The 16,548-nt window shown below is 62.1% G+C and carries 13 protein-coding genes; 11 read left to right on the top strand and 2 right to left on the bottom strand.

What is annotated here, in order from left to right; genetic code table 11:
* The first annotated feature begins 61 nt into the window (after positions 1-61).
* From AC56PL_RS01415 to AC56PL_RS01405, 3 genes are all read left to right on the top strand, one after another.
* Positions 62-367 (top strand): hypothetical protein, encoded by a 306-nt coding sequence (locus tag AC56PL_RS01415; protein ID WP_497152812.1) that lies wholly within the window; start codon positions 62-64, stop codon positions 365-367.
* Between the two features lie 23 nt (positions 368-390).
* Entirely contained in the window at positions 391-2,793 is a 2,403-nt protein-coding gene (locus tag AC56PL_RS01410; protein WP_497152811.1) for a TPR repeat domain-containing protein, read from the top strand.
* Between the two features lie 115 nt (positions 2,794-2,908).
* A complete protein-coding gene (locus AC56PL_RS01405) occupies positions 2,909-3,526 on the top strand; it encodes a hypothetical protein (protein ID WP_497152810.1) in 618 nt (205 codons plus the stop codon).
* A gap of 284 nt (positions 3,527-3,810) precedes the next feature.
* Here AC56PL_RS01405 and AC56PL_RS01400 read toward each other — a convergent pair whose 3' ends face one another.
* Positions 3,811-4,494, bottom strand: coding sequence for a DUF998 domain-containing protein (locus tag AC56PL_RS01400; RefSeq protein ID WP_497152809.1), 684 nt, complete (start codon positions 4,492-4,494; stop codon positions 3,811-3,813).
* 158 nt (positions 4,495-4,652) lie between these two features.
* Positions 4,653-6,152: a PucR family transcriptional regulator gene (locus AC56PL_RS01395; RefSeq protein ID WP_497152808.1), complete on the bottom strand. Its 1,500-nt coding sequence runs from the start codon at positions 6,150-6,152 to the stop codon at positions 4,653-4,655.
* Positions 6,153-6,345: 193 nt separating this feature from the next.
* Between AC56PL_RS01395 and AC56PL_RS01390 the strand changes: the two genes are divergently transcribed.
* The 8 genes from AC56PL_RS01390 to AC56PL_RS01355 all read left to right on the top strand — a co-directional run bounded on the left by AC56PL_RS01390 (position 6,346) and on the right by AC56PL_RS01355 (position 16,540).
* A complete protein-coding gene (locus tag AC56PL_RS01390) occupies positions 6,346-7,746 on the top strand; it encodes an aminobutyraldehyde dehydrogenase (protein ID WP_497152807.1) in 1,401 nt (466 codons plus the stop codon).
* Positions 7,747-7,748: 2 nt separating this feature from the next.
* Positions 7,749-9,095, top strand: a complete 1,347-nt coding sequence (gene gabT, locus AC56PL_RS01385; protein WP_497152806.1) for a 4-aminobutyrate--2-oxoglutarate transaminase — start codon at positions 7,749-7,751, stop codon at positions 9,093-9,095.
* A 10-nt stretch (positions 9,096-9,105) separates the two neighbouring features.
* On the top strand, positions 9,106-11,061 hold the full coding sequence (locus tag AC56PL_RS01380) for a primary-amine oxidase (protein ID WP_495514642.1): 1,956 nt from the start codon (positions 9,106-9,108) through the stop codon (positions 11,059-11,061).
* Entirely contained in the window at positions 11,054-12,532 is a 1,479-nt protein-coding gene (locus tag AC56PL_RS01375) for an NAD-dependent succinate-semialdehyde dehydrogenase (RefSeq protein ID WP_497152805.1), read from the top strand. Before AC56PL_RS01380 ends, AC56PL_RS01375 begins: the two co-directional genes overlap by 8 nt.
* Before the next feature lie 19 nt (positions 12,533-12,551).
* The gene (locus tag AC56PL_RS01370) at positions 12,552-13,565 is read left to right on the top strand and encodes an agmatine deiminase family protein (protein WP_497152804.1); all 1,014 of its coding nucleotides are present in this window, start codon (positions 12,552-12,554) and stop codon (positions 13,563-13,565) included.
* A gap of 209 nt (positions 13,566-13,774) precedes the next feature.
* Positions 13,775-14,488, top strand: coding sequence for a DUF222 domain-containing protein (locus AC56PL_RS01365; RefSeq protein ID WP_497152803.1), 714 nt, complete (start codon positions 13,775-13,777; stop codon positions 14,486-14,488).
* Between the two features lie 177 nt (positions 14,489-14,665).
* Positions 14,666-14,803, top strand: coding sequence for a hypothetical protein (locus tag AC56PL_RS01360; protein WP_497152802.1), 138 nt, complete (start codon positions 14,666-14,668; stop codon positions 14,801-14,803).
* A 321-nt stretch (positions 14,804-15,124) separates the two neighbouring features.
* Entirely contained in the window at positions 15,125-16,540 is a 1,416-nt protein-coding gene (locus AC56PL_RS01355) for a purine-cytosine permease family protein (protein ID WP_497152801.1), read from the top strand.
* The last annotated feature ends 8 nt before the right edge of the window (positions 16,541-16,548 follow it).

The raw sequence follows: 16,548 nt of genomic DNA, 5'->3' as shown, positions 1-16,548 counted from the left end.
CCATGGAATTCGCGGTGATCGACTACGCTACGGAAAACCGAATCGAAGCCGGGGGGCATTCATGGGGGAACAGTTCGATGTCGACGAGGTCACCACGATCCACGATGTTGGCAAGAAACTGATCGCGATCGCCGGGAACTTCCGCGATATCAAGGCTGCTCCCGGTTTCGCGGACTGCGGGACAGCAATGCCGAACTCGGCGATCGCCGGATCGTGTGTCGGTAAAGACGAGCTTCTCACCGACCTACTCGGCCGAGCGTCGGGCCGCGTGGAGCAGATCGGCAATGCCTGCATCGACACCGGCAAAGAGGTGATCGACACCGAAGAGGAGTCTGCAGGCGGCTTCCGTGCGATCGGCGAGTTCTGATGGGCCAGCCGACACGGTCAACGGTGAACAGCTGGGACGTTTCCACGCTGCGCACACAAGCCGCCGGTCTGATCGCTGCTGCCGTCACCCTCCGCGAGCAAACACAAGCGGTCGTGGACGCGGCACAAGGGGCAGGCAACTGGCACGGGGAATCACAACGCGCATGCGAGGAACGCGCGCTTTCGGACCAGACCGAGATCAACAAACTGGGTTCCGATGTCGATCGCGCGGGGAACATCTTGAACAACACCGCAACTGCGATCGAACCGAACCGGACCACCGCACTGTCCCGCTGCGACGGCCTCGAGCGCGATGGCTTCGCCGTTGCCGACGACTGGACAGTGACCGAAACCCGCGACTACGCAACGGCAATCGCGAACGAAGAGAAAGGGAGCGACACCTACAACAAGCTGGTTGCCATGCGTGACAGCCGAGCAAACGACGCAATCAACGCCACACTTTCGTTGAAAGCACTTGCCGATCAGATGGGCATTGACGATCAAGCCGGCGCCGACGCCCTGGCCAACACATTCGGCAACGCGGAACTCAATGCCCCCATGACTTCTGGACTGTCCCGGCAACAAGCTGCGCGCGACGTGGAAGCAATCTCGAACGGCACTGCGACACCACAACAAAGGGCTCGCTTCGAGGCGGCAACCGACCTGCCACCCGAACAACGCGACGCCCTCATTCAGGGCCGGGATGCGGTGATTGGCAAGGGACAGTTCGAGTATCTACAAGGCATATACACCGAACTCGGGGAAGGTGGGCTTGACGCTTTCACCAAGTTCGGTGGCAACGATCCCGCACTGAAAGCGGCTCTCGCCGACGGACTGCAGATCCTGTCGAACCCACGCGTGCGCACCGACCAACCAATCGATAACTGGTTCAGCAGAACTCTGAATCCCATGGTCGGCCTTCCCACGACTCCCGGTTACATCCGCGGCGGGCTATCACAACTGCCAACCGCAATCCGCGACCCGCTGACGCAACAAGCAGCACGATCGAGCCTGGTGACCTTCAATGCCGGCACCTCGACTTACTCGGTGGTCACCAACGACTTCCCGACCCTGGAGCAACTGGGGGACGTCGCCGATATTCTGAGCCACGGAGACGCAAGCATCCAGCTGGGCAGCGACATAGATCGCGCGCTCATCGTGAGAAGCAGCGAAATTGCAGGCGCTGCAATTGATCCATCGAAGATCTACGGCACCGGCAACGACTACACAAGCACTGCCGAGATCTCGGAAGTGCTAGGTAAGACGACTTCGGTGGCCGGGACTGATCACATTGCCGTGCACGATGCCTTGATGACCGGGCGCGAGGGTGGACCGTCCGCTACATCGTCGATGCCAGACACAATCGACACCGACGGAAACACCAAGAAGTACAACGCAAGCCAAGCAATGACCAACCTACTGTCATATGACTGGCGGGATGGAGCCGGAGCCGCCGATTCCGGCCCGAACAATATGTTCAAGTGGATCGGCGATTCCGCCTCCGCACCAGATGGATCATCACCCAACGTGGTCGCCGAATCGTGGCGCGCTGGGGAATCCGGCTCCGAACTCGCCAGAATCATCGCCGAGAACAAGGATTCCTTGATCGACATCAACGGCAATGCGCCAGCGCTCGGAGAAGTCAACCCCGAACTCACGCGAACCCTGGCCGACGCCTTGGCGCCACAAATAGGAGACTTGGCCGGCGCGCCCGATGGAATTTTCACCACCAACGGCGCAGACAAACTCGAGCATTCGGATCAGCTGGAGAATCTCTTCCAAGTCTTCGACACCGACGCGGAAGCGGGTCGGTCATTCAATACCGCTGCCGCGCAGACGATCAACTATGCCGCCTATGCGTTCGGCGACGATATGAGCCAGAATGAACTTGGCAAAGTAGTGGGTCGAATCGACCACGCCATGCATACCGGACTCGAAGAACAGACGAACGACGACATCAACGATAGCCGCTACGCGGCCACTGTTGAATACGCGAACAAGGGCGGTCTGTTCGACTCCGGAAAAGCCCTCGTCGGTTCCATACCCCTACCTCTTGGCCCCAAGGTGGCACTCGATGTGCTCGCGCCATGGGCGAAATTCGCGGCGATTGGGGAGCCTCTCGACCTCAGTGAAATCAATGCAAACGACAGCTATAAAGAACTCAAGATGCAGCTCGACAATTCCACCAACCCCAGCGAGCAATATATACAAATACTGCAAGCTCAAGCCGATGCTGACCCATCAATTCGGAATGATCCGAGATTTATCCAATATTTCGACGACCAAGGGAATGTCACTCCAGAGTCTGCCGAAATCGATGAATTCGAAGCCCGCGTCAGATCAAACTTGGATAACCAATTCGACGACTACGCAACAGCCCGCACAGAAGGCGATAAAGATGGTTCATGGGACCACCCGAGCTCATAAAATTCTGTTCAGCCTCATAGCCTTGGTAGTCCTGTTTGCTACCAGCTGCACCAACGAAGTGGGTCACTCAGGGCAATCCACTGACGGGACGACAACTAACCAGCAGCCGCCAGGGATGGATATTACATTCCAGTGGATCGAAACGCCAGACTTCGAATTATCCAGCCCTGAAGGAACTTTCGTCCGTGCGTACATAGAATCATATGAGTTGGCGCGCTACATGCGCGATCCAGCGTGGGGGTATCCCGGATTTGAACAGACTTCTCCACCAGAGATTACGAACCTTCTTGAGCACGATTCGATTTCATTCTCATTCGCGGGGACGTTCTTCTACGGGTTGCTCAAGCACCACAAAGATGGAACCACGAATCAATACACGCTCTGCCGGTTCGGGTACTTCACCACCGATATCTCTCCATTCACTCCCGATGGCGTTGATAGCGACCTATGGGAGCCGCGCCCAGTGAACCTGACATTCACGAGCATGGGAGATTCCCCTCCGGCCGAACAGTCCGGTAAAAACCGAGCGCCGGTTACCGGCGTATTCGGTGGCTGGCAGGTCACAGATATCGACTTCGTTCCCACCGATCCTGAAACTGGCGATACCCCTGAGTACGCCGAGTGCGCCACAGCGTTCGCGTCGGTCCCTGGGTTACCCAGCGAGAAGAAACAGCAATCGGAGCCTGCTCCGCCTCTCCCACCATCCCCCGGATGGCCAGGGGCTGGAATGTGAAACGCGAAGCGTGCAGACCCCCGCACAGGCCAGACGCTGGACTTCTCCAAGGACGGAGCGCTCCCAACTACACGAACCTTCCAAGACAACGACGTTGAGCCACTGCCGCCGTCTCCCGGCTGGCCCGATAACGGGCTACAGATCCCGCTTTGCGGATCGGCCAACAGGATCAGCAGCGGTTCGGCACTTCGCCAATTCCGCAGACACCAAGCCATGAACCGAAAATGGCGGGTTCTGGCACGCTGACCTGAGCCTTCGCTCACCCAACCCGGATTTTTCGAAATTCAGCGGTATCGGGCACGAGTACCCGAGGATGCGACCTCGGTCGTCGCGCTCCGGATTGAGCCTGATTCAGACGGCGTGGATCGAGCCAGGGCAAGCGAGTCGAGTGGGCGCCGGAATCGTGCAGAGGCGACCACAACCGCCGGCCACACCAATTCGGCGACCACGGTCACGCGTTCGGCGAGCCCGAGCAGTGCCCCGCCCTGGGTTTCATAGGCGGTCCAACCAAGCAGTAGAAACAGTGTGCTCGACGCCGCGATCGCAGCGGGGACCCGGAGAGCCGCAGGCGCCGCCCTCGACCGGGATACCGCAAGGGCCGGCCACAGCGCCAGCAGAAATGCCGAGACGCACGTTGCCGCGAGGTGGAGTGTTGTTGTCAGGGTGATCGGAAACGCTGCGACCGCCACACCACAGGCACCACCGGAGACCAGAACCACACGGGCGATCGGCCGCACCATGAACAGGCCCAGACCCACCACGATCAGGCAACTCGCGCTCAGTGCGATACCGGCCGACATCACCCATTCGGCGCGGTCCGACGTCGCGAGGACGCTCAGTGTCTGACGGGTCGGGTTGTGACCTTTGGCCAGCGAATCCGCCGCGACAGCGGTCACGAGTAACACGAACGGGGCCGTTGTCGCCGAGACCCGCGCCCAGCGCGGCACGATCAAACCGCTTGCTTCCACGAAGGTTTCAACCACGGTGGGTGCAGAAATACTCCGCGTTCTGATGTCAGGCGTTGACCAAACCGACATTCGCGACAATCGGTGCCGAACCGATCGGGCCCTCGAGTCCGACATGCCCGAATCGACCTTGATGTCTGAGGGTTTGCCAATCCGTCGCGTCAGCGTGGATCGGACAGCAGGATCAGCAGCAGTTCGGCTCTTGTCCGGGCATCGGTGAGGTCGATGCGAAGTAAACGTTCGATGCGGTCAATCCGGTTGCGGAGTGTGTGTCGATGTACACCGATCGCCACCGCCGCTGGTTCCCATTGACCGTTGGCCTGCAGATAAGCCCGCAGGGTTTCGACGAGATCGCTCCCCTGTTCACGATCGTGGTCGACCAACGGGCCCAGACGAGAAACCCGGGCCCCATTGAGCGCCTTCCGGACCGGATCGAGCGACAACAGAGATCGCTGAGCCAGCAGGTCCACCACTTCACCCTCGGCCGCGACATCCGCAGCCAATCCGGCATGCCGGGCCGATTCGGCGATGTCGTCCACTGCCACAATCGAACCCAGTCCGCCCCGACAACCGCTGCTGCCGACAACTCCGAGGACGGACTCGGCAAAACGGCGCTGATCCTCACCGCGCAGCAGGACCACGATCTCCTGCCCCACGTGGTGGACGAATACCGGGCGCCACCGGGACTGCAGTTCGACGGCAACAGCCAACGCTGCCAGCTTCGCCGCTGCAACACTGTCGAACGTCGCCATCGCAACGCGCACCCGCCCGTCCCGATCGGCAGCTCGCAGCACGATATTGCGGGCAGCGGCCGGGGGCGGTCCTGCCATCGCCATCATCAGCGCGTCGGCATGCAGCGCCTGTTGATCACGCTGTACCTGAAGGGGTTTGGCATGTTCGAGACTGAGCAGTGAGGTCGCGTGCCCGAGCAGGACGCGCTCGAGATCGCCCAATGGCGACACACTCAGTACGGAAAGATAGCCGAATACACTGCCGCCGACACTGATTCGCTGGATCGTTACCGTTTGCTCATCGCTCATCGTGACTCCGCTGGCCGCGTTCGGATCACGCATGATCTCGCTGCGCACCGTCGCCAACTGTTCGGGGCTCAGTACAGCCGGCCGGGAACTGACCAATTCTCGGTCATGATCGAGCAACACGACAACGGCATCGATCGCCTCCCCCAACTCCCGGACCACTGCGGGCATTCCACCGGAGATGACCGCCCTCGTGATCCGCGGTTGCGTATGGGACGCACGGACGAACTGGTCGAATCGCTGTTCGGCGATCCGATCGAGCACTGCTCGCGCGATCGCCGAGAACGGCACCGGCAGCGGCACCTTCAACAGCGGGAGACCGCATTCGTCGGCTGCGTCGATGAGGTCCTGCGGAACGTCGTCGAAACCGAACCCCACCCCGAATCCGATGCCGGCGACGCCGACTTCACTCAGACCGCGCAGGTAGTCGAATCGCCCCTCCCGTGACTCCGGCAGCCGAAGTCCCGTGGTGAGGAGGAGTTCGCCACCGGAGAGCCACTCCTGTGGCGCCGGGAGTTCCGACGTCAACGCACAATCGATATCCGTGTCGATCCCGGACCGGCCACCGAGCAACGTCAGATCGAGTTCACGCTGTGCGAGCAACCATCGAACCGTTGTGCTCACTGTCGCAACCCCCTGAGTTCGTCTCCCGCACAATGGCCCTGCGACCTGGGATGACCCGAATACGACTATACAGATTGGCAATATTCCAGCCGATAGTTGGACAACCTGTCAGGATCACGCCCCCGACCCGGCAGCGAACACTGGGTATCGGTAGGAGTTTCCATCCACCCGCAACCGAAAGTGACCTGGTGTCATGGCACACGAGCCCCTGAAGAACTACATCAACGGCGTATTCGTCGCCTCGGATTCGACCGAGACCATCGATCTCATCAACCCAACGGACGAGTCGGTGGTCGGGGTCTCGCCGATCTCGACCCAATCCGACATCGATGCCGCGATGGCTGCCGCCGCACAGGCCTTCAAGACGTGGGGCAAGACCACCCCCAAAGTCCGCCAGAAGGCCCTCCTCGCCCTCGCAGACGCCATCGAGGCGAACTCGGATGCACTCGTGACCGCGCAGGCCCGCAACACCGGACAGCCCGACGATCAGATCGCGGACGAAGAGGTCACCGTCGGCGCCGACCAGATCCGCTTCTTCGCCGGTGCCGCGCGCCTACTCGAAGGCAAGTCCGCAGGCGAATACATGGATGGCTTCACCTCGTACGTCCGTCGCGAACCGGTCGGGGTGATCGCTCAGGTCACGCCATGGAACTACCCGCTGATGATGGCGCTGTGGAAAATCGGTCCCGCGATCGCGGCCGGTAACACCGTGGTCCTCAAACCGTCTGACACCACACCCGAGTCGACGTTGGTCCTCGCCGAGATCTCGAAGGGCATCCTGCCCGACGGTGTGCTGAACGTGATTCTCGGCAACGGCGCCACCGGAGCCTCGATCGTCGGACACAAGACTCCGAGCATGGTCTCGATCACCGGCTCGGTCCGGGCCGGCATCGCGGTCGCGGTGTCTGCTGCGCAGAACCTCAAACGCGCACACCTCGAACTCGGCGGTAAAGCCCCGGCCGTGGTCTTCGCCGACGCGGATCTGGACAAGGCCGTCGACGGTATCGGCGATGCGTCGTTCTTCAACGCAGGCCAGGACTGCACTGCGGTCACCCGCATCCTCGTCCACTCATCGATCCACGACAAGTTCGTCGATGCCCTCGTCGACAAGGCCAAGGGCACAACGGTTCCGCCACTCAACAACATCAACCACTTCACAAAGGTCACCTCGATCCTCGACTCCGTACCGCCGCACGCCACCGTGGTCACCGGCGGGAAACGAAAGGGCGACAAGGGCTTCTACGTCGAACCCACCGTGATCACCGGCGTGGATCAGACGGACTCCCTCGTTCAGGAGGAGACCTTCGGACCGGTGGTGACGGTGCAGGCGTTCGACTCCGAGGAGCAGGCTCTGGAACTGTCCAACGACGTCAGCTTCGGTCTGGCCTCCAGCGTCTGGACAACCGATAACGCCACTGTGGGACGAATGAGTGCCGGACTCGACTTCGGTTGCGTTTGGGTCAACTGCCACATCCCGCTCGTCGCGGAGATGCCACACGGCGGGTTCAAGAACTCCGGTTACGGCAAGGACCTCTCCAGCTACGGGGTCGAGGACTACACCCGCATCAAGCACGTCATGAGTTCGGTGGAATGAGGATGACAACTGTGAGCGCCAACTACCGTTTGCCCCAGCGACGCAACCTCGTCACCTCGATACCCGGACCGAAATCTGCTGCACTGCAGGGTCGCCGGGCGATGGCGGTGGCGAGCGGGGTGGGTTCGACCGTGCCGGTGTACGCCGCCGACGCGGACGGTGGGGTGATCGTCGACATCGACGGCAACTCGTTCATCGACTTCGGTTCCGGCATCGCGGTGACCACGATCGGCGCCAGCAACTCGGCGGTCGCCGATGCCGTCGCCGAACAGGTCCGCCACTTCACGCACACCTGCTTCATGATCACCCCGTACGAGGGGTACGTCGCGGTGGCCGAACGCCTCAACCACCTGACACCCGGCGACCACCAAAAGCGCACGGTGCTCTTCAATTCCGGGGCCGAGGCCGTCGAGAACGCGATCAAGGTGGCACGCTTGGCGACCGGGCGCGATGCGGTGGTGGCATTCGATCACGCCTACCACGGCCGCACGAATCTGACCATGGGTCTGACTGCCAAGACGATGCCCTATAAACACGGGTTCGGTCCATTCCCCCCGGAGATCTACCGGGTGCCGACCTCGTATCCGTACCGCGACGAACTCGACGGCCCCACCGCGGCCTCCCGGGCGATCTCGCAGATGGACAGCCAGATCGGCGCCGATCAGATCGCCGCGATCATCATCGAACCCTTGATGGGCGAGGGCGGATTCATCGTCCCGGCACCGGGTTTCCTGCCGGCCATCGCGGACTGGGCCCGCGCGAACGGAATCGTGTTCATCGCCGACGAAGTGCAAAGCGGCTTCGCCAGGACCGGAGCCTGGTTCGCCAGCGAACACGAAGGTCTTGTCCCTGATCTGGTCACCATGGCAAAAGGTATTGCAGGCGGTATGCCGTTGTCCGCGTTGACCGGTCGTGCCGATTTGCTCGACGCCGTGCATGTCGGTGGACTCGGCGGCACCTACGGCGGCAATCCGGTGGCCTGTGCGGCGGCACTTGCAGCGCTCGACGTCATGGCCGAACTGGATCTACCCGGGCGGGCACGGGACATCGAGGCCATCGCCGGAAGCCGTTTGCAGGCAATGGCATCGGTGACCGACGAAATCGGCGAAGTACGCGGACGCGGCGCGATGCTGGCCATCGAGCTCGTTCACCGCGATGGCAAGAAACCGTACCCTGAACTCGCCAAAGAGTTGGTCGCCGCCTGCCTCGCCAAGGGCGTGGTGCTGCTCTCGTGTGGCACCTACGGCAACGTGATCCGTCTGCTCCCGCCGCTGGTGATCAGCGACGAACTGCTGCACGACGGCCTCGATGTCCTCGAAGACGCCCTCAACGAACTCACCAGCCGCTAGGAGCGATCGCGTGTCAACAAAAACAACGTTCCACCCGCTCGATCCGCTGCGGGAAGACGAGTTCAGGGCCACTGCAGCTCTGTTGCAACGTGACCAGGGTGTCGGCGATGGCTGGCGATTCAACTCCATCGAACTCCTCGAACCGAGCAAGGCCGACCTTGCCACCTATGCCGGCGGCGGCCCCGCCCCAGCACGCAAGGGCGTCGTCACCTGCCTGGACAGCGGCCGTAACGCCACCTACAAGGCGGTGGTCTCCCTGACCGACGACACCGTCGAATCCTTCACTCACATCCCGGGTGTGCAACCGAACTTCACCGTCGACGAGTTCGAGGAGTGTGATGAGGTTCTGCGCAAGCATCCGGATGTGATTGCGGCACTGGCCAGTCGGGGTATCACCGATCTCGATCTCGTGTTCATGGACACCTGGACCTACGGCGATGCGGTGGCTCCGGAGAAGTATCGGGAGCGGCGGATCGGATGGTCCGACACCTGGGTCAAAGGTGAGGCCGGCGCCAATCCGTATGCCCATCCGGTCAGCGGTCTACATTGTGTCATCGACCTGAACACGATGGAACTGCTCGAGATCGAGGACACCGGCGGTGTGGAACCACCCGAGGTGATGGGCGAATATGTCCCGGCCCGCATCCCCGAACGCCTGCGCGCCAAATCGACACGGGAGCCACTCAAACCGCTGGAGATCACCCAGCCCGAAGGACCATCATTCACCCTCGACGGAAATCTGCTGACGTGGCAGAACTGGTCTCTGCGAGTTGGTTTCAACCACCGCGAGGGTATGACGCTGCACACGATCAGCTACAACGATTGTGGTCGCGAGCGGTCGGTGGCGCATCGGCTGTCATTCGCCGAGATGATGGTCCCCTACCGGGATCCATCCGAAGATCATTACCGCAGAACGGCATTCGACATCGGCGAGTGGGGTTTGGGCTTCATGACCACCTCGCTGGAACTCGGCTGCGATTGCCTCGGTGAGATCCGGTACCTCGATGCGGTCCTGCACAACAGCAAGGGCGAGCCGTACACCATCAAAAACGCCATCTGCATTCATGAAGAAGACAACGCCGTGCTCTGGAAACACGTCGATCACGACGCCGGCGCCGAGGTCCGGCGCATGCGCAGGCTCACGGTGTCCTTCCATGTCACAGTGGCGAACTATGAGTACCTTGTCTACTGGCGCTTCTACCAGGACGGCAACATCGAATGCGAGGTCCGCGCCACCGGGATCATGGTGACCACACCGATCGCACCCGGTGCGGCTCACCCCAACGGCACGCTCGTGGACGAACGGACCTACGCGCCGTACCACCAGCACTTCCTGACCGCCCGGCTGGATCTCGACGTGGACGGGACCGAGAACACCGTCTATGCCAGCGAAACCGAGATCGAACCGATGGGTCCCGGCAATCCCTACGGGCTGGCGTTGGTCCAGCGCAACACCCCACTGCGCACCGAAGACGAGGGCAAACAGGACATGAACTGGGCGACTCAGCGCGCCTGGAAAGTGGTGAACACCAACACCACCAACGGCCTGGGAACCCACCCGTCGTACAAACTTGTTCCCGGCGACGCCATCCCGGCGATGTTCGATCCCGCCTCCCCGATCTTCCAGCGCGCACAGGTCATCGGGCACACCGTCTGGGTGACGCCGAACCATCCCGACGAGCGCTGGCCGGCAGGCGAATTCGTGAACCAATCGGCCGCCGACACCGGACTCGGTGAATGGACCAAGGCCAACCGAAGCATCGACAACACCGACGTGGTCCTCTGGTACACCTTCGGTGTCCACCACATCACCCGGCCGGAGGACTGGCCCATCATGCCCGCCGACACGGTGTCGTTCTGGCTCAAACCTTTTGGCTTCTTCGACCGCAACCCGTCACTGGACGTCGAACCGAGCCCCAGTTCACACTGCTCAACCGAAACCACAGGAGGCCACTGCCATGACTGAGAACACCACCGACCCCATCGCCGACTTCCGCGGCCTGCTGGGCACAGTTCCCGCCGGGCTGTGGATCAACGGCAAGTCGGTCGACTCGTCGAACGGCGAGACCTTCCCCGTCGCCGACCCGGCCACCGGCACCACCCTGCTGCAGATCGCCGACGCGACCCCACACGATGCCAATACCGCTTTGGAGAGCGCACTCTCGGTCGCTGACGAATGGGCCGACACCGCGCCCCGGGTCCGCTCGGAGATCCTGCGATCGACATTCGAGTTGATCCGCGAGAACGCCGACGACATGGCGCTGATCATGACGCTGGAGATGGGCAAGGCCCTGGCCGACTCGAAGGCGGAGATCAACTACGGCGGTGAGTTCTTGCGCTGGTTCGCCGAAGAAGCCGTACGAATCGCCGGTCGCTTCACACAGTCGCCCGCCGGCACCGGCAACATCCTGGTGAAGCACGCGCCCGTGGGCGTCGCCCTGGCGATCACGCCGTGGAACTTCCCGCTGGCCATGGGAACTCGCAAGATCGGTCCCGCGCTCGCTGCCGGTTGCACCATACTGGTCAAACCTGCAAAAGAAACCCCGCTCACGATGTTGTACCTCGCGAAGCTACTGAGCGAGGCCGGACTGCCCGACGGCGTACTCGCAGTGCTGCCGACCAGTAAGGCAACCGATGTCACCGAGCCACTGATCGCCGACCCCCGGGTCCGCAAGATCAGCTTCACCGGTTCGACCGAAGTTGGTCGCACGCTGCTCGGCGATGCTGCTGCAAATGTCCAACGGACCTCCATGGAACTCGGCGGTAACGCACCGTTCCTGGTCTTTGCCGACGCCGACCTCGAACTTGCGGTCGAAGGCGCCTTTGCTGCCAAGACCCGCAACGGCGGCGAGGCCTGTACCGCGGCCAATCGCTTTCTGGTACACGAAGATATCGCCGAAGAGTTCACGACCGCCCTGGCCGCGAAAATGAAGGCGATGGTGCTCGGCCCGGGTTACGACCCGAAGACGACCCTGGGACCGATGGTCAACAGCAAACAGCAGCAGTCCATTGCCACCGCCGTGTCCGACGCGGTGGCAGCCGGTGCGCGGGTTCGCCTCGGCGCCGATCCGGCCGATGACGCCGGATGCTTCTACCCGGCGACCGTGCTCGACCAGGTTGCCGCAGACGCCGAGATCGCCAAGAACGAGATCTTCGGCCCCGTTGCCGTGATCAGCACATTCACCACAGAGACCGAGGCCATCGACGCAGCGAATTCCACCGAATTCGGCTTAGCCGCTTACCTTTACACCACCGACCTCGACCGCGCACTGCGCGTGGCCGACAAGGTAGAATCCGGCATGGTGGGTATCAACCGGGGTGTGATCTCCGACGTCGCCGCGCCGTTTGGCGGCGTCAAACAGTCCGGCATCGGGCGCGAGGGTGGCTCCGAGGGTATCTACGAGTATCTGACCACGAAGTACATCGCCCTGACCTAGCCCCGACGAGGAGCATCCGATGAGCAACTGGCACATGCCCGCGGAAAGCGCTCCGCAGGACAGGGTCTGGATGGCCTTTCCGGTCCAGGGTTATTCGCTGGGCGACACCACGGTGGCTCGTGACGCGGCCCGCAGCACCTGGGCCGCCGTCGCCCACGCCATCGTGGAGTTCGAACCGGTCACGATGATCGTCGACCCGGGCGAGATCGGTCCGGCCCGCGATTACCTGTCGTCCGAGATCGAGATCATCGAGGCACCGCTGAATGATGCGTGGGCACGCGACATCGGGCCGACGTTTGTCCTCGACGACAACGGTCGCCTCGGCGCGGTCGACTGGGTCTTCAATGGCTGGGGTGCGGCCGAGTGGGCACGGTGGGACAAGGACCAGCACATCGGAGAACTCATCGCCGAGCGCGCCGGCGCCGAACTCATCGATTCGCCAATGATCAATGAGGGCGGCGGCATTCAGGTCGATGGGGCAGGAACCGTCCTGGTCACGGAGTCGGTGCAGCTCGGCGACGGGCGTAACAGCACGTGGACCAAAACGCAGGTCGAGGCCGAGCTTGCCCGGACCATCGGGGCCGACCGCGCGATCTGGTTGCCACACGGCCTCACTCGTGACAACGAGAAGTTCGGCACCCGTGGGCACGTCGACATCGTGGCCGCGATGCCGTCACCGGGGGTGGTGCTGGTGCACGATCAACGGAATCCGAACCATCCCGACTTCGCCGTCAGCAAGCAGATCAAGGCCACCATCGCCGCCGCCGAACCCGGCTGGGAGATCATCGACATACCGGCGCCCACCGTCCTGACCGACGACGAAGGACCGGTCGACTACAGCTACATCAACCACCTCGTCATCAACGGTGCCGTCATCGCCTGCAGCTTCGGCGACCCCAACGATCACGAGGCCGCGGAGATACTCGGCGACGTCTACCCTGGCCGGACAGTGCGAACCATCGATGCTCGGCCCCTCTTCGAACGCGGCGGCGGCATCCACTGCATCACCCAGCAACAGCCATCCCTCCGCTAGTTGCGCTCACCGATCGCCCATCTACTTCGTCAGGCTATCGAAAGATGTTGTAGCCGAACCACATCCGATTGACTACACCCTTGCGAACACGCGTTCGATTGAGTTCGGTGGAGTCAGTCGACCACAAGTACGACGTATCTGACGCCTTCCCCGCAGAGACACTCCGGTCGACGCCCCCGGTTTGTTCTCTCCTTGGAAGGTGCTGTGCTATGCGACTTCTCGAGATGGTCGACGATTTGGTTGATCTGGTCTTACCCGATGATCCAACTGTGACGCTGGGTATGGCGAAGGATCTGATCACCCTGCGTAACGCGACGGAGCATCAACTCGCGGTGTGCGCCGCGGTGATCGATGAATCGGGGATGGCGCGTAAGGCGGGTTCGACCACATCAAAGTTGTTGCAGGCCAGCGGTGCTGCACCAGTATCGGCGTACCGCTGGTTACGCATCAGCGCAGGCTTGATGGGTCTGGATCGTACTGCCGGCTATTCACCGGACGGGTCCAGGGACACCGGCGGGCCACCGCCGGCGGAAGACCGGTCACTGAACAGCCTGGAGTATGCAGTCCGTGAGGGCCGCTGTGTCGGCACGTTCGATGTGGATGCGGTGATCGGTGAAAAGCTGTTCTCCGCGTTGGACTTCTGGTCCAAAGGGCGCCCTGAACCGGATGGCTCGGATGACGGTCGAAGCCCCACCCAACGCCGAGCTGATGCGCTGCACCAACTTCTGGATTGCGGTGGTGGTGGACAGACGTTGGTGTCGGCGCCGCGGACCGAGGTGATGGTGACCGTGCCCGCCGATCATCCCGAGGCTGCCTCGCTGCCTGGATGGGTCCGGCCACCGAGGCGACTGCCGCGATGTTGGCGTGTGATTCGTCGATCACCACGATCACCCTCGACGCACAGCAAGTCCCCATCGATCTGAGTCCGCCGAAACGTCTGTTCAAGGGTTTGGTCCGCAAGGCGATCATCATCCGCGACACCTGCTGCATCAAGTATGGGGCCAAGGCCGGCTGGTCGGATTGTCATCACATCGTGCACTTCGTCGACGGCGGCCTCACCACCCTGGATAAACGGGTGCCTGCTGTGCCGGACCTGCCATATGGCGGTCCACAACACCGATTGGGACGTCATCATGGGTTCCGACGGACACCCGTGGCTGATCCCACCGGCCGACATCGACCCGCAACGAAAACCTTTACCGGCTTACAACCGGCGAACCCTCACCCTCGCCGCCTGAACCAACTTCACCACCGTCACCACTTCTCCACCACCAGCGCACCCGAGCTCTCGTCGGGACCGCGCACGCATCCTTGACAACTCCATAGCGTGAAAGTGCGTGGTGCTGCCGCCCACGAAGTCAGTCCAGCCGGCCGGATGAAGTCCGCTCCAGGTAGCCGGATGAAGTCCGCTCCAGATGAATTGACGGGTTGCGGCCGCAGCACCATGGCAACCGGCTGGTCGTTTGCCTACCGATTCGGACAATCCGACTGCCGAATCGGTAATCCCAACCGACGAAATGTCAGTTGCAGCTTGCTCCTGCGCGGGAGACTGTTGCGCAATGACATCCACGACGCCCCGCACCACTCCGGAACCGGAGACTGCATCGGGCACCTACGGCGACAAAGTTCTCGCAGTGGAGCCGGGTGGTAACGAGTTCATCCCGCTTGAGGCACGCCATGGCAAGCCCCGCGGCCTGTTCTGGACCTGGACCGCCCCCAACCTGGAATTCGCCACCATCTTCCTGGGCATACTCGCGGTTCTCTACTTCGGTTTGACCTTCTGGCAGGCCATCGCCGCGATGGCACTGGGCAATCTGCTCGGCGCCGCGGCCCACTTCCTGTTGTCCGCGCGCGGCCCGCTTCACGGTGTGCCACAGATGGTGCTCGGCCGCTTGGGCTTCGGGTACCGAGGCAACATCGTCCCGGCATCCTTCATGGCGGTGATGTGTGGCATCGGCTGGTTCGCAACCAACAGCGTCAGCGGCGCACTGGCCCTCAACACACTCATCGGCGTGCCGTCGGCGATCGCGCTGCTCATCATCGTGCTCCTGCAGACGAGCTTCGCGTTCTTCGGGCACAACCTGGTCCAGAGGTTCGAACGGGCCGCTGCACCGGTCCTTGCGGTCATCTTCGTGATCGCAGGCATCTTCATCTTCAGTGAAGCCGACCTTTCGATGCCGTCATTGGGCGAGAGCGGCGGTACCCTCGGCGGATTCCTGCTGACCGTCGGCGCAGCCTTCGGATACACCGCAGGCTGGACGCCCTATGCTGCCGACTTCACCCGCTACCTTCCGGCGAATGTATCCAAGCTCCAGACCGGATTCTTCGCATCCAGCGGCCTGTTCATCTCCACCACCGTTCTGATGGCGATCGGCGCGGCATCGGTCACGATCGGCTTCGACGCCGACCTCAACTACACCGACGCGTTCACCTCGTCGATGCCTTCGGTCGTTGCCAACCTCACCTTGCTGGCGATCGCCGTCGGCGCCGTGGCGGCCAACGCGATCAACCTCTACTCGGGCGCGATGGCCTTTGTGACAATGGGATTCAAGTTCTCGGTCGGTATCCAGCGCGCTCTGGTCACCGCGGTCTTCGGTGTGGTCGGATTCCTGGTCGCCTGGTGGGCCCTCGCCGATGCCGCGGCGAACTATGAGACGTTCCTGCTGATCGTCGCCTATTGGATCGGACCGTGGTTGGGCATCGTGTTCGCCGACCAACTGCTGCGCCGAAACCGGCCCATCGCCGGATTCCTCTACGACTCCAAATACTCCAACTGGGGTGGACTCTTCACCTTCCTGGTCGCCCTGGTGGTCTCGGTGTTGCTGTTCGGCAATCAGGAACGCTGGGTCGGTTACGTGGCCGATGCTGTGCCGGAACTCGGTGACATCGCCTTCTTCGTCGGATTCATCATTGCTTTCTTCGGCTACATCCTGTTGTGCAGCAAGAAGATCAACAAGGACTACCAGGCAGTCTGATCAACCCC

Source organism: Williamsia sp. Y721 (assembly GCF_059683565.1).
Note: the sequence above shows the minus strand (reverse complement) of the source record. Positions and strands in the feature narration are given on the sequence as shown.

Coding starts and splice junctions, on each gene's coding strand:
- AC56PL_RS01415 (WP_497152812.1), top strand. CDS start 62: ATGGGGGAACAGTTCGATGTCGACGAGGTCACCACGATCCACGATGTT.
- AC56PL_RS01405 (WP_497152810.1), top strand. CDS start 2,909: ATGGATATTACATTCCAGTGGATCGAAACGCCAGACTTCGAATTATCC.
- AC56PL_RS01390 (WP_497152807.1), top strand. CDS start 6,346: ATGGCACACGAGCCCCTGAAGAACTACATCAACGGCGTATTCGTCGCC.
- gabT (WP_497152806.1), top strand. CDS start 7,749: ATGACAACTGTGAGCGCCAACTACCGTTTGCCCCAGCGACGCAACCTC.
- AC56PL_RS01375 (WP_497152805.1), top strand. CDS start 11,054: ATGACTGAGAACACCACCGACCCCATCGCCGACTTCCGCGGCCTGCTG.
- AC56PL_RS01370 (WP_497152804.1), top strand. CDS start 12,552: ATGAGCAACTGGCACATGCCCGCGGAAAGCGCTCCGCAGGACAGGGTC.
- AC56PL_RS01365 (WP_497152803.1), top strand. CDS start 13,775: ATGCGACTTCTCGAGATGGTCGACGATTTGGTTGATCTGGTCTTACCC.
- AC56PL_RS01360 (WP_497152802.1), top strand. CDS start 14,666: ATGGCGGTCCACAACACCGATTGGGACGTCATCATGGGTTCCGACGGA.
- AC56PL_RS01355 (WP_497152801.1), top strand. CDS start 15,125: ATGACATCCACGACGCCCCGCACCACTCCGGAACCGGAGACTGCATCG.